We start from the raw sequence: 13897 nt of genomic DNA on the forward strand, positions 1-13897 counted from the left end.
TTACTACAATAATTTCCGTGGTAAATACCGGATCGCCCCTGGGGCCCTCGCCGACACCGTCGGCGACCGGTCCGGTGCCCTTGTCGGGGCAGCGGTTGAGGGTGCTCGAGCACGTGCGGGCCCACGCCCCGATCCGAACAGTCGATGCGGCGGCCCAACTGTCGCTGCACCAGAACACCGTCCGCGAGCACCTGGACGCGCTCGTCGACCTCGGCCTCGTCGAGCGCGCCACCGAACCCGCCGCCGGGCGCGGCCGGCCCGCGGCGCTGTATCGGCCCTCGGCGGCCGACCCCGCGGTTCGGGTCCGTGACTACGCGGGTCTTGCCACCGCCCTCGCCGGACACCTCGCCCGCACCAGCCCCGACCCCGAACGCGACGCTCGCGCCGCCGGCATCGAGTGGGGTCGCGAGCTGGCCGACGAGGCGGCACGCACCGACGGTGATGCGCGCCAAGCGGTCCTCGAAGCGCTGGCCCGGCTGGGCTTCGCCCCCGACGACGAGGGCGCCGAGCGCGGGGTGGCGCTGCGCCGCTGTCCGCTGCTCGACGCGGCCCGTCGCTATCCGAGCGTGGTCTGCCAGGTCCACCTCGGCATCGTCGAGGGGTTGTTGCAGAGCATCGACGCGCCGACCGGGCCCGGCCTGGACCTCATCCCGTTCGCCGAGCCCGGCGCCTGCCGGTTGTTCCTTCCCGATCCGGTGGTGAAAAACCATGGCTGAGAGACGGATTCCCGCCCGCGCGCTGTTTCTGGTGCCCGGCGGATTCGCGTTGCTGGCCGGGCTGGACGCGGGGCTGCTGCAACTCGGACTACCGGCCCCGATCGGCACCGCGAGATTGGCCGACGTGCACGGGATTCTGCTGGTGCTCGGGTTCGTGGGCACCGTGATCGCGGTGGAACGCGCGGTCGCCTCGGGCCGGCGGTGGTGCTACCTCGCACCGGGGTTCCTGGGTCTTGGCGCCGTTCTGCTCGTCAGTCCGGCGCCGCGACGCCTGGCCGACCTCGCCCTGCTGGCGGGAGCCGGACTGCTCGTGGCGGTCTATGTGCCGCTGTGGCGGCGCAGTTGGGACGTGGCGGTGCTGGTGCAGGCGGCCGGCGCGCTCCTGGCGACCGGCGCGGCTCTGCTGTGGGCGGCCGGCGTGCCGGTCTCGGAGCTACTCGGCTGGCTGGCCGGGTTCCTGATCCTGACCATCGCGGGCGAGCGCCTCGAACTGGCGCGGGTGGCGATGCTCGGCACCCGCGCCGAAGTTGCCCTCCTCGCGGCAACGGCGGCGCTGGTCGTGGGGGTGGTGGCTCAAACAATCTGGCCGACAGCAGGTTCTGTGCTTCTTGGCGCCGCGGTACTGGCGATCACAGGCTGGCTGCTGCGATTCGACGTCGCCAGGCGCACCGTTCACACCACGGGCCTGACGCGCTACATGGCGGTGTGCCTGTTGGCCGGGTACGGATGGTTGGCGGTTTCCGGCCTGGCGTGGCTGGTGGTGGGTCCGGTGCGCTCCGGCGGCTACGACGCGGTCGTGCACGCGGTGATGCTCGGATTCGTCTTGTCGATGATCATGGCGCACGCACCGGTCATCATGCCCGCGGTGCTGCGCGTCCCGGTGCCGTACACGCCGCTGATGTACGGCCCGGTGGCACTGCTGCACGCATCGCTGCTGCTGCGGACGGTCATCGGAGATGTACGCGGTGTCGAGTGGGCGCTACAAGCCGGCGGAGTACTCAACATCGTGGCCGTGCTCGCCTTCGCCGGGATCGCGGTTCATGCCGCGACGACGCGTCGGCCGACCGGGGTGCCGGCATGAACCGCGGACGATGGCATCTGCGAGTAGGCACCGTCGTATTCGCCTGGCTGGCAGCACTTGTCGTGGTCGCCCTCGTGCACCGGTCCCTGCCGGTGTCCGGCTGGTTGCTGATCCATCTGCTCGGTCTCGGCGCCGCCGGTAATGCGATCCTGATCTGGAGCCGCCATTTCACCGATGCGTTGCTGCGGCGTCCGCCGGACTCGTCGCGAGCCGGGCAGGCGTGGCGCATCGCAGTGTTCAACGCGGGGGCGGTGGCGGTGGTCACGGGCGTGCCCACCGGCATGTGGCCGGTGGTGCTGACCGGCGGGGTTGCCGTCGGCGCCGTCGCGCTGGCCCACTGCGTGACGCTGATCCGCCAGCTTCGGCGCGCACTGCCGGCGCGCTTCGACGACACCGTGCGTTACTACGTCGCTGCCGCCGTGCTGCTCTCGATCGGCGCCGGGCTGGGCGTGGCGATGGCGAACCCGGCCCTACCTGGGACCACCTACGACCGGATCGTCATCGCCCACGCGGCGGTGAACCTGTTCGGATGGCTCGGGCTCTCGGTGCTCGGTACCTTGGTCACGCTGTGGCCGACGATGCTGCGCACCCGGATGGCCGACGGTGTCGAGGTCGCCGCCCGCCGCGGGTTGGCCCCTCTCACAGGTGGATTGGCGATCGCCGGGGCGGGAGCGCTTGTCGGCTCACCACTTCTCACCGCCGCGGGAGCGCTCGGCTACCTGACGGCCACGCTCTATGTGTTGTGGCCGCATCTCGACGAATTGCGGCGTAAGCGGCCGAGCACCTTCCCGACGCTGTCGGTGCTGGCCGGTGTGGTGTGGCTGGTGGGGTCGCTGGCCTACGCCGTGCTCGCGTTCGCCACCGCGCCGACGTGGTCCGCACTGCTCGACCGGGCGGGTCTGCTCACCGTGTCCGTGCTCGCGGGTTTCCTGGTGCAGGTTCTCTTGGGCTCGCTGAGCTACCTGACCACCATCGTCGTCGGCGGTCGCGCTGCCTCCATCGCGGCGACGATCGAATTGGAACGCGGCGCACCGTGGCGGCTCGCCGTCGCCAACTTCGCACTGCTGCTGTGTGTACTGCCGACTCCGAGCCTGCTGCGGGTGGCGGCGTCGGTGTTGGTGCTGACGGCATATGCAGCATTCCTGCCGCTGCTGGTGCGGGCGGTGTGGAAGGCACGCAGGCTCCGCGATACACCGTCGACGCCGGGACCGCCCCCGCCGGGGCCGCCGGCGCGCTATCGCCTCGGCGTCGCGGCCGCCGGCCTGGGCGTCGTCGTGCTCACCGCAGCGGCCGCGGTGGCCGCGGACCCGTCGGCGATCGGAGTCGCGACCGCGCCGTCGGCATCGGTGCCTGCGACGGGGCAGACGACACAGGTCGAGGTGCGCATCGAGGGCATGCGCTATGTGCCCGACACCATCTCGGTACCCGCCGGGAACCGGCTGGAGGTCACACTCGTCAACGGCGGATCCGATCACCACGACTTGGTGCTGTCGAACGGCACCAGGACCGGCCGCCTCGCACCGGGAGAGCGAGCCGTCCTCGACGCCGGCGTGATCGGCGCCGACCTCGACGGGTGGTGCTCGATCGCCGGGCACCGCCAGATGGGAATGACCATGTCGGTGCGGGCGGCCGGAATCCACCATTCGGAACACCACGAGACGGCACCGGAGTCGATCGCCGGTGACGACGTCGCGCGCAGTCTTGCCGCGGCGGCCGGCCCGGATTTCGTGCCGCGTGACGCCGCCTTGGCCGCCGCGACGCCCAACCACCGCGTCACGCTGACGGTCACCGAGGTCGAGCGCGAAGTGTCGCCGGGAATCACCCAGCGCCAGTGGACATTCGGCGGCTCGGCGCCCGGACCGACGCTGCGGGGCAAGGTCGGCGACGTCTTCGAGGTGACCCTCGTCAACGACGGCACGATCGGGCACTCGATCGACTTCCACGCCGGGGCGCTCGCCCCGGACGTGCCGATGCGCACCATCCAACCCGGCGAACGCCTCGTCTACCGGTTCGGCGCGAACCGTGCCGGCGTGTGGATGTATCACTGCTCGACGATGCCGATGTCGGTGCACATCGCCAACGGCATGTTCGGAGCGGTGATCATCGACCCGCCCGACCTCGCACCCGTGGACCGCGAATACCTTCTCGTGCAGTCCGAGTTCTACCTCGGTCCGCCCGGCGGCGAAGTCGACGCCGACAAGGTCGTCGCCGAAAAGCCCGACCTGGTGGTCTTCAACGGCTACGCCAACCAGTACGACCACGCGCCGCTGACCGCCCGGATCGGGGAGCGGGTGCGGATCTGGGTGCTGGCGGCCGGGCCGAACCGCGCCAGCTCCTTCCACGTGGTCGGTGGCCAGTTCGACACCGTGTGGGCCGAGGGCGACTACCGGCTGCGGCCAGGCCCCGGCGGCGCGCAGGTCCTCGGATTATCAGCGGCCCAAGGCGGTTTCGTGGAGCTGAGCTTCGATCAGCCCGGGCGCTATCCGTTCGTCACCCACGCGATGGTCGACGCCGAACGCGGCGCGCACGGGATCATCGAGGTCACGGCGCAACCCGGGTAGATCCGAGACTCACTCCGGGTAGCGGCGCGGTGTGAACACCCGGTCACCGTCATCGGTGTACCACTGGGTCTGCGACGAGCCGATGATCAGCAGGCAGCGCATGTCGACGTCGCCGGGGTCCAGGTCCGCCAGTCGCACCACCTTGACCTCCTCGCCGGAGCCGGAGACGTCGCGGCCGATGACCACCGGAGTGCCCGGATCGCGGTGCTCGAGCAGCAACTCGCGCATCGCACCGACCTGCCAGGTGCGGGTCTTGGACGCCGGGTTGTAGATCGCCAGCACCAGATCGGCCGCCGCGGCCGCGGTCAACCGCGCGGCGATCACGTCCCACGGCTTGAGCCGGTCCGACAGCGAGATCACCGCATAGTCGTGGCCCAGCGGCGCGCCGACCCGGCTGGCGACGGCCTGCGCCGCCGTCATCGCCGGTATCACCCGCACCGAGACCCCCGGCCACTGCTTGGCCTCCTCGAGCACCGCGGTCGCCATCGCGAAAACCCCCGGGTCGCCGGATGACACGACCGCGACCGTGCGGCCCTGCTCGGCCAAGGTGCACGCCAGCCGGGCGCGGGCGGGCTCATCGGTGTTGTCGCTGGGGTGTTTGCGTTGGCCTGCCCGGTTTCCCACCCGGTCGAGATAGGGGCCGTAACCGATTAGGTCGGTGGCCGCGGCGAGTTCACGACGGCACTGCGGGGTCATCCAGTCGGTGCTGCCCGGGCCCAGTCCGACCACCGCGACGCTTCCGGTCGGCGCCTGTTGATCGCGTCGTCCCGGCAGCATGGCCAGCGAGAAGTACGGCACCGTGGAGGCGTCGACCTCGTCGGCGCCCAACACCCGCTGCTGCGACGTGCTGGCCCGTTCGACGTAGAACGCGTCGTCCAACCGACCGGTCGCCGAGAGCGCCTCGCGCACAGCCGGATACGAACGCCCGAGCTTGAGCATCACCGCCGCGTCGGTATCGGCGAGCCTGCGTTGAAGTTCGTCGGGGGGCAGCGTGCCGGGCAGGATCGTCAACACCTCGTCACCCTGGACGAGGGGAGTGGCCACCGCCGCCGACGCAGCGCTGACCGACGTCACCCCCGGCACGATGACCGCGTGGAACCGTTCGGTGAGCCGGGTGTGCATGTGCATGTAGGAGCTGTAGAACAGCGGGTCGCCCTCGGCGAGCAGGGCCACGTTACGGCCCGCTTCCAGGTGGGCGGCGATGCGCTCGGCGGCTTCGCGGTAGAAGTCCTCGATCGCGCCGGCGTAGCCGCCGGGGTGGTCGGTCGTCTCGGTGGTGACCGGATAGACCAGGTGCTCTTCGATCTGACCGGGCCGCAGGTACGGTTCGGCGATACCGCGCGCGATGCTCTTTCCATGGCGCGCACTGTGGTACGCGACGACGTCGGCCTCGCCGATCACCCGCGCCGCCTTGACCGTCACCAGTTCCGGATCACCGGGGCCCAGCCCGACGCCCCAGAGCGTTCCTCGCGTCGCGCTCATTCCCGTTCCGTCGCAATCGCATTCACGGCCGCGGCGGCCATCGCACTGCCGCCGCGACGACCCATCACCACCAGATAGGACATCCCGCGGGGGCGGTCGAGGAGTTCCTGTTTGGACTGCGCCGAACCGACGAAGCCGACCGGACCACCGAGCACCGCCGCAGGAGTCGGGGCGCCCTCGTCGAGGAGTTCGAGCAGCCGGAACAACGCCGTCGGCGCGTTGCCGATCGCCAGCACCGCACCGCCGAGCCGGTCGGCCCACAGGTCGATGGCCGCGGCGGACCGGGTGGTGCCCAGGCGCGCGGCGAGATCGGCCGCGCGCGGATCGGCCACCAGCGAGACCACCTCGTTGTCGGCGGGCAGCCGGGACCTGGTGATCCCCGCGGCGACCATCGACGAGTCGCACAGCACCGGGGCGCCGGCGGCCAGCGCGGCGTGGGTCCTGCCGACGACGTCATCGCGGTACGCGACATGGTCGGCGACGTCGACCTGGCCACAGGTGTGGATCAACCGCACAACCACCCGGGCGACATCCTCGGGGAATCGCGTCAGGTCCGCCTCGTCGCGGATGGTCGCGAAAGACTGCCGGTAGATCTCCCCGGCATCGCGGATGTAGTCGAGCACGCGATCACCCTACGGGTGAGCGTCGCGCGTCCGGTATCCGTCTCCGGTTGCCACCAGCACCTCCCCGGTGGGCGGGCTGCCACAGGCCCTGTCGCATCCGACGAAGTGCCGGTGACCCGCGGCCGGCTGATCAACGGCCGCGGCGGCGTCCGCGCGGACGTCGGCGCGCGAGTGCTCACAGCCGGGGCGCCCCGTGCACGCGCTGATCGACAGCCAGGGCGAGTTCTCGTCGAACACCAACCCCAGTGGGGCGAGCACACGCAGCGCGACGTCGGCAACGTCCTCGGCAAGGTCGAAGACCAGCACCGAGCGCCACGGCGTGATGGCCATCGGCGCCTCGATCGCGGCGAGAAACTCCGCCGTCCGGGAGGGCAGCACACCGAGGGGGACCGCGGCGCCCAACGCGATGCGTCCGTCGTGCTGTTCGAGCCAACCGACAGGCGGGCGGGTGACCGCGGGCCGCGTCGCACCCGGATCCACGGTCGGCGCCAATTCACCCAGCAGCACATCGGTATTGCTGAGTTCCTTGACGCGCCAAGCGTTCCCGCGTACGGCGGTAAAGCGCCGGGCGACGTCGATCATCGTCGACACCGCCGTCTGTCTCGGCACCCGGACACCGGTGTCGCGCCCGGCCAACAGCAGCGCGGCCTCGGTTGCCCCGGCGTGCACGCCGACGTCGGGCGCGAGACCGGAGATGTCGCCGCGCCCGTCGTCGATGCCGAACAGGAACCGGCCGGGCAGGGCGGCCAGTTCCGCCTCGGCCTGGATGGCGTCGTCGAGTTCGGTCACCATTCCACGGATGTCGGCGCTCGTTCCCACCCGGCCCGACAGCGGTGAGGCGACGATGTTGCGCACGCGCTCATGGGTCGGGGAGGGCAGGAGACCGGCGGCCGCCACGGCGCTGGCGACCGCCCCGGTGTCGGTCACGCCGCGGATCTGGAGGTTGCCCCTCGACGTGAGTTCCAGCGTGCCAGCGCCCCAGTCGGCGGCCGCCCGTGCGAGCACCTCCAATTGCGCGGCGGTGATCACCCCGCCCGGCAGCCGCATCCGAGCCAGCGCACCGTCCGCGGCCCGATGCACCTGCAGCGCACCGGGGCAGGCGTCCTGGTCGCGGGTCCTGGCCACGAGTTCACGGTAGCCCGTGGCCGACCCCGCAAACACAGGTAGTGCAGGGGAGTGATCAGCTGGCCAGGGCCTCGGTCTGCGTGGTCGGGACACCCTCCACCGCCGAATATGCCGAGGCGTCGCCGACGACGGCGCGACTGCGCCTGCCGTGGATGTCGACCGGGATGTCACCGGCCAGGGTGATGCGGTTGAGCCGGCGGTACTGGTCGTCGTAGTCGGCGACGGCGTAGTGCTGGGTGGCGCGGTTGTCCCACAGCGCCACGTCGCCGAGCTGCCAGCTCCACCGAATCGTGTGCTCCAGTTTGGTGATTCGCGCCTGAAAGAGGTCGAACAGGGTGGCCGACTCGGTCGATCCGAGCCCGACGAACTTCTTGACGAAGTGGCCGAGCAACAGCACCCGCTTTCCGGTCTCCGGATGCACCCGGACCACGGGGTGCTCGGTTTCGTAATAGTCGGAGACGAATTCGTCGCGGTACGACCGCTGCTCGGCAGTGGGCGCCGCGTCCGGCTCGTCGTGCAGTGTGGCGTAGTCGTACCGGTTGGTGTGCACGGCCCACAGGTTCTCGGCCAACGCGCGCAACGGTGCCGGCAGACGGTCGTAGGCGGCCTCCGTGGACGCCCACGTCGTCGTGCCGCCGTACGGAGGCAGGGTGATGGCGCGCAGGATCGATGCTTTGGGAATCCGGTCGACGAACGTCACGTCGGTGTGCCAACTGTTGGCCTTGTCGTAACGGGAATCGATGGGCAAGAAGCGCTCACCGCGCGAGGTCACCGTCGGGTGTGCCGTGGTGGGGGTGCCCAACGCCTGCGCGAAGGCGAGCTGACCGTCGTCGTCCAGACCGTGCTGGTCGCGGAAGAAGACCACCTTGTGTTCGAGCAGCGCCGAGTTGATCGCCGACGCGGTTCCCGGATCGACCCCCGCGTTGAGGTCGACACCCTCGATCCGGGCACCGATGTGGGCGCCGAGCTTGACCATCCGCAGAGATGACGGCACGTGGAAACCTCCAAATGATGAAAAGTGGTGATCACGTTGCCGTGCCGAACATGTGACGCCAACCGTTGGACTCAGCGCGAATCGAACCGGGCAGGTGTTTCGGCTGGATCAAGATCGGGTAGCTCACCGCCGTGAGGGCACTGTGGGACTACATCTGGGCCCACCAAGCGCAGCTGGCGTTCGACTCCTACCAGCACGTCAGTGCGGTCGTCCAAAGTGTGCTCATCGCGACGATCGTCGGTGTGGTGATCGGTGTGCTGACCTACCGCAACCCGATGGCCGCCAACCTCGCCACCGCGACCTCGAGCGTGATCATGACCGTCCCGGCGTTCGCGTTGCTGGGCCTGCTGATCCCGTTGTTCGGACTCGGCGTGGTACCCAGCATCACCGCGTTGGTGCTGTACTCACTGCTGCCGATCGTGCGCAACACGATCGTTGGCCTCAACGCGGTGGACCCTGCGCTGACCGACGCGGCGCGGGGCATCGGGATGAGCAGGCTCGACACGCTGGCCAGGGTGGAACTGCGGCTGGTGTGGCCGTCGATCCTGTCGGCCATGCGGATCAGCACCCAGATGTCGATGGGCGTGCTGGCGATCGCCGCCTATGTCAAAGGACCGGGGCTGGGGAACCTGATCTTCACCGGGTTGGCGCGGGTGGGCAGCCCGACGGCCGTCCCCATGGCGTTGGCCGGGACGCTGCTCATCGTCATCCTCGCGCTCACGCTCGATGCGGTGCTCGTACTGATCGGCCGCCTCACCACGTCGAAAGGCATTCGATGACAGGGCATTCGAAGACAGCGCAAGTCGTGCCGGAAGAGGGGGACCCGAACGGCAGCACCGGTGTGCGCATCGTGTTGGATCACGTCTCGAAGGTTTATCCAGGTTCCGACCGTCCTGCGGTCGACGATGTGTCGCTCGAGATCCCCGCCGGTGAGATCGTGGTGTTCGTCGGCCCGTCCGGCTGCGGGAAGACCACGATGATGCGGATGATCAACCGGCTGTCGGAGCCGACGTCGGGCACGATCATGATCGGCGACAAGGACGCGATGTCGATCCGCCCGACCGAGCTCCGCCGTTCGATCGGTTACTCCATCCAGCAGGCCGGGCTGTTTCCGCACATGACGATCCGGCAGAACGTCGGCCTGGTGCCCGGGTTGCTGCGCTGGGACCGCAAACGCATCGCCGAACGGGTCGACGAACTGCTCGACATGGTCGGGCTGGAGCCGGGCCAGTACGCCGAGAGGTACCCGCGCCAGTTGTCCGGCGGGCAGCAGCAACGAGTGGGTGTTGCGCGCGCGTTGGCCGCCGACCCTCCGGTGTTGCTGATGGACGAACCGTTCGGCGCGGTCGACCCCATCACCCGCAGCACGCTGCAGGATGAGCTGCTGCGGTTGCAGGGCGAACTGCGCAAGACCATCGTCTTCGTCACCCATGACTTCGGTGAGGCCGTCAAACTCGGTGACCGGATCACCGTGCTGGGCAACCAGTCCAAGGTGCTGCAGTACGACACTCCGCAGAACATCCTGGCCAGTCCCGCCGACGACACGGTGGCCGGCTTCGTCGGGTCCGGCGCGTCGCTGCGCCAGCTGGGTCTGATGCGGATCAAGGACGTCGAGCTGCGGCCGCATCCCTCGGTGCGCCAGACGGATTCGATCGATGAGGTACGAAAGACCCTGGCGGGCAGCGAGTTCGATTGGGCCGTGGTGCTCGACGACCGTGAGCGTCCGGTCAGCTGGGTGCGGGAGAGCAGGCTCGAGCACACGACCGCGCTTGCCGACGTCGTCGAATCGCTCGACGTGGTCAGCACCCAGTCAACCCTGGAAGACGCGCTGGAGGCGATCCTTGCGCAACAACACGCGTCGGCCGTCGTGGCGGGCCCGGGCAGCCGGTACGCCGGCGTTGTCACACTCGACACCCTGATCGACACGATCACCTGGCTGCGGGCGTCGGCGGAGGCCGACACGGGCGGACAACCATGACCGCGGTCACGGACACCGCTCGATCGGCGCGCGCCGATCCCGGTGAGCGCAGACGACTGCTCATCCAGCCCGTGGTGGTGCTGGTCATCGCTGCCGCCGTCGTGTTCTGGGCGTTCAACCGCGACCTGACCGCCACTCAGCAGGAGAACATCAACCCCGCCAACATCGCCACGCTGATCTGGCAGCACCTGTTGATCACGGTGGCGGTCACCGCGATCGTGCTCGCCATCGGGGTTCCGCTCGGGGTGCTGCTCACCCGGCCCGGCGCGAAACTGCTGCGCCCGTTGTTCATGGGCATCGCCAACATCGGCCAGGCGGCGCCGGCGATCGGGTTGCTGGTGCTGCTGTTTCTGTGGACCGGCCGGACCGGGTTCTGGATCGGCGTCCTTCCGATCGCGCTGTACTCGCTGCTGCCGGTGCTGGCCAGCACCATCCTCGGCATCAACCAGGTGGACCGGTCGCTGGTGGACGCCGGGCTGGGACAGGGCATGTCGCGACGCTCGGTGCTGACACGGGTGGAGATGCCGCTGGCGATTCCGTACATCCTGGCCGGGCTGCGCACGTCGTTGGTGCTCGCGGTGGGGACCGCAACGCTGAGCTTCCTCGTCAACGCCGGCGGATTGGGCATCCTGATCGACACCGGATACAAGCTGCAGGACAACGTGACCCTGATCCTCGGCAGCGTGCTCGCGGTGTGCCTTGCCCTGCTGGTCGACTGGCTGGGCGGGTTGGCCGAGTTCTACCTCAATCCCAAGGGTCTTCGATGATCCGCCGCGCCATGGTCGCGGTGGCCTGCCTCCTGCTCACCGGGTGCGGGCTGGGCGCGGGCAGCACCGTGCCGCTCGAGGTGGGGCCGGGTTCCATCCAACCCGTCGAGGCGCTCGATGGTGTGCGAATCACGGTGGGCTCCAAGGAATACACCGAACAGGTGATCCTCGGATACATCCTGGAGTTCACATTGACCGCCGCAGGAGCCGATGTCCGTGACCTCACCGGCATCGTGGGTTCACGCAGCACCCGGGAAGCGCAGTTGTCGGGTCAGGTCGACGTCGCCTACGAGTTCACCGGCAACGCATGGATCAATTATCTGGGCCATGAGAAGCCGATCCCCGACAGTCGCAGGCAATTCGAGGCCGTCCGTGACGAGGACCTGGCTCGCAACGACATGGTGTGGTTGCCGCCCGGGCCGATGGACGACACCTACGCACTGGCCGCCGGCAGGGCGGTCGTCGAACGGACCGGGGTGCACACGCTTTCGCAGTACGCCGAGTTGGTCAAGCGCGACCCGGCGGCGGCGCGGACATGCGTCGACACCGAATTCCGGGCCCGACAGGACGGCTTCCCCGGAATGGCGGCGGCCTATGGGTTCGATCCGGCGCGGGCGCAGACGCCGGTACTCCAGGTCGGCATCATCTACCAGGCCACGGCGGACGGAACGCAGTGCGATTTCGGTGAGGTGTTCACCACCGACGGCCGCATCGCCGCGCTCGACCTCGTCGTACTCGTCGACGACAAGCAGTTCTTCGCCCACTACAACCCGTCGGTGACCATGAAACGCGCCTTCTACGAAGCACATCCGCAGATTGCGGAGGTCACGGCGCCGGTGACGGCCGCGCTGACCAACGAGGCGATCATGGAGATGAACAAGCAGGTCGACGTGGAGGGTCGCGACCCGAGCGTGGTGGCGCGCGACTGGATGGTGGCTCAGGGTTTCGTCACCGTCCCATAGCCCCGTTTGCGGCAACAACGGCGCTGGTCAGGCGTAGCCTTCCGATAACCGAAGGGGGGCTCGATGGCAGTGAAGCGGGCGGTGAACGTCGCGATCGTGGGCGCGGGCATGTCGGGGATCTGCATGACGGCCAAGCTGCAGGACGCCGGCGTGGACACCTTCACGATCTTCGAACAAGCCGACGAGGTCGGCGGCACCTGGCGCGACAACACCTACCCCGGACTCCACTGCGACGTACCGTCGCGCTTCTACTCGTATACGTTCCGGTCCAATCCCGAGTGGACGCGGCTCCTGCCCCCCGGCAGCGAGGTGCAGTCCTACTTCATGGAGGTCGCCACCGAACGCGACATCCGGTCCCACATCCGCTTCGGTACAGCGGTGACATCGGCGCAGTACCGCGACGGTAAGTGGTGGCTCACCACGGCCGGCGGCACCGAAGAGTTCGACATCCTCATCACCGCCACCGGAATCCTGCGCGTGCCACGCTATCCCGACATCCCCGGACTGGACACATTCGCCGGCCCGATGTTTCACTCGTCGCGCTGGGACCACTCGGTGCCGTTGCAGGACAAGCGGATCGGACTGATCGGGACGGGATCAACCGGTGTCCAGATCACGGCTGAACTCGGCGGGAACGTGCGCGGTCTGACGATCTTCCAACGCACCGCGCAGTGGGTCTTCCCGTTCCCGAACCCGCGCTACTCGCCGATCACCAAGGCAGCGCTTCGGCGCTTCCCGGCGATGAGCCGCCTCGGTTACCGCTTCTGGCAGGCCGTCTACGAGAACTTCTTCGCCAAAGCCATGGTCAAGCCGGGATTTCGCCGACGACTGGTATCGGCGTTGTGCCGGTGGAATCTCACTCTCTCGGTGCGCGACCCCGAGCTCCGCAGCAAACTGACCCCGGACTACCAGGCGATGTGCAAGCGCATCGTCGCGGCCGGGCACTACTACCAGTCCGTGCAGAAGCAGGGTGTCGACGTCGTCGTCGAGCCGATCGATCACATCGAGCCCAACGGCGTCGTCACCGCGGACGGGACACTGCACGAGGTGGATCTGCTCGTGGTCGCGACCGGCTTCGACGCCCACGCCTATGTGCGTCCGATGGAGATCATCGGCGAGCACGGGCTGACGCTGGGCGAAGCCTGGGCAGACGGGCCGCAGGCCTACCGGTCGGTCGCGGTGCCGGGGTTCCCGAACCTGTTCATGCTGATGGGTCCGCACTCTCCGATCGGGCAACAGTCGTTGGTGATCATCGCCGAGAACCAGGCCGACTATGCGATGTGGTGGATCGAGCGCATCCGCGACGGTGACATCACTGCCGCGGCGCCGACCGACGTCGCCACCAAGGATTACAACGAGGAGATGAAAGCCGCTATGCCGCGGACGGTTTGGACGACCGGCTGCAACAGCTGGTATCTCGACAAGAACGGTCTGCCCGAGCTGTTCCCCTGGGAACCCGTTCGTCACCGCCGGCTGTTGGCTTCGCCGGTGCTGTCCGACTTCACCGTCCACACCGCCGAAAAGTGACGGTGGTCACACTAGAACCTCTAGTGATCCGTGCCACACAAGTCGGTCTCAAACGCCGGCTGACGTCGTAAGTTCCGGATT

At 68.8% G+C, this 13897-nt stretch carries 12 protein-coding genes; 8 read left to right on the forward strand and 4 right to left on the reverse strand.

Translation table 11 applies throughout. The features are described 5' to 3' along the window. The first annotated feature begins 17 nt into the window (after positions 1-17). Genes AU197_RS18825 through AU197_RS18835 form a run of 3 tightly spaced genes read left to right on the forward strand, consistent with a single transcriptional unit; the run spans position 18 to position 4358 of the window. Complete coding sequence (locus tag AU197_RS18825; RefSeq protein WP_064404282.1) at positions 18-716, forward strand: helix-turn-helix transcriptional regulator; 699 nt, start codon at positions 18-20, stop codon at positions 714-716. After that, positions 709-1797 carry a DUF8744 domain-containing protein gene (locus tag AU197_RS18830; RefSeq protein WP_064404284.1) on the forward strand — a complete coding sequence of 363 codons (1089 nt, stop codon included), beginning with the start codon at positions 709-711 and terminating at the stop codon, positions 1795-1797. The genes AU197_RS18825 and AU197_RS18830 overlap by 8 nt, the downstream gene beginning before the upstream one ends. Next, positions 1794-4358 carry a multicopper oxidase domain-containing protein gene (locus AU197_RS18835; RefSeq protein WP_064404285.1) on the forward strand — a complete coding sequence of 855 codons (2565 nt, stop codon included), beginning with the start codon at positions 1794-1796 and terminating at the stop codon, positions 4356-4358. The genes AU197_RS18830 and AU197_RS18835 overlap by 4 nt, the downstream gene beginning before the upstream one ends. A gap of 9 nt (positions 4359-4367) precedes the next feature. Here the strand turns inward: AU197_RS18835 and AU197_RS18840 are convergent, their stop codons facing one another. The 4 genes from AU197_RS18840 to AU197_RS18855 are packed head-to-tail and all read right to left on the reverse strand — an operon-like array spanning position 4368 to position 8564. Continuing rightward, entirely contained in the window at positions 4368-5840 is a 1473-nt protein-coding gene (locus tag AU197_RS18840) for a precorrin-2 C(20)-methyltransferase (RefSeq protein ID WP_064404287.1), read from the reverse strand. Beyond that, complete coding sequence (locus AU197_RS18845) at positions 5837-6463, reverse strand: precorrin-8X methylmutase (RefSeq protein ID WP_064404289.1); 627 nt, start codon at positions 6461-6463, stop codon at positions 5837-5839. The genes AU197_RS18840 and AU197_RS18845 overlap by 4 nt, the downstream gene beginning before the upstream one ends. A 9-nt stretch (positions 6464-6472) precedes the next feature. Further along, positions 6473-7588 (reverse strand): precorrin-3B synthase, encoded by a 1116-nt coding sequence (cobG, locus tag AU197_RS18850; protein WP_064404510.1) that lies wholly within the window; start codon positions 7586-7588, stop codon positions 6473-6475. A gap of 55 nt (positions 7589-7643) precedes the next feature. Beyond that, the gene (locus AU197_RS18855) at positions 7644-8564 is read right to left on the reverse strand and encodes a TauD/TfdA dioxygenase family protein (protein ID WP_064404291.1); all 921 of its coding nucleotides are present in this window, start codon (positions 8562-8564) and stop codon (positions 7644-7646) included. Between the two features lie 149 nt (positions 8565-8713). Here AU197_RS18855 and AU197_RS18860 point away from each other — a divergent pair, with 149 nt between their 5' ends. The 5 genes from AU197_RS18860 (at position 8714) to AU197_RS18880 (ending at position 13816) form a co-directional block, all read left to right on the forward strand. Next, entirely contained in the window at positions 8714-9361 is a 648-nt protein-coding gene (locus AU197_RS18860; protein ID WP_064404292.1) for an ABC transporter permease, read from the forward strand. Next, positions 9358-10560 carry an ABC transporter ATP-binding protein gene (locus AU197_RS18865; RefSeq protein ID WP_064404293.1) on the forward strand — a complete coding sequence of 401 codons (1203 nt, stop codon included), beginning with the start codon at positions 9358-9360 and terminating at the stop codon, positions 10558-10560. The genes AU197_RS18860 and AU197_RS18865 overlap by 4 nt, the downstream gene beginning before the upstream one ends. After that, positions 10557-11327, forward strand: a complete 771-nt coding sequence (locus AU197_RS18870; RefSeq protein ID WP_064404295.1) for an ABC transporter permease — start codon at positions 10557-10559, stop codon at positions 11325-11327. Before AU197_RS18865 ends, AU197_RS18870 begins: the two co-directional genes overlap by 4 nt. Next, positions 11324-12289, forward strand: coding sequence for a glycine betaine ABC transporter substrate-binding protein (locus AU197_RS18875; protein WP_064404297.1), 966 nt, complete (start codon positions 11324-11326; stop codon positions 12287-12289). The genes AU197_RS18870 and AU197_RS18875 overlap by 4 nt, the downstream gene beginning before the upstream one ends. A 63-nt stretch (positions 12290-12352) precedes the next feature. Continuing rightward, entirely contained in the window at positions 12353-13816 is a 1464-nt protein-coding gene (locus AU197_RS18880; protein ID WP_064404299.1) for a flavin-containing monooxygenase, read from the forward strand. Positions 13817-13897: the final 81 nt, after the last annotated feature.

The sequence above is a fragment of the Mycobacterium sp. IS-1590 genome, assembly GCF_001500025.1.
Taxonomy (GTDB): Bacteria; Actinomycetota; Actinomycetes; order Mycobacteriales; family Mycobacteriaceae; genus Mycobacterium.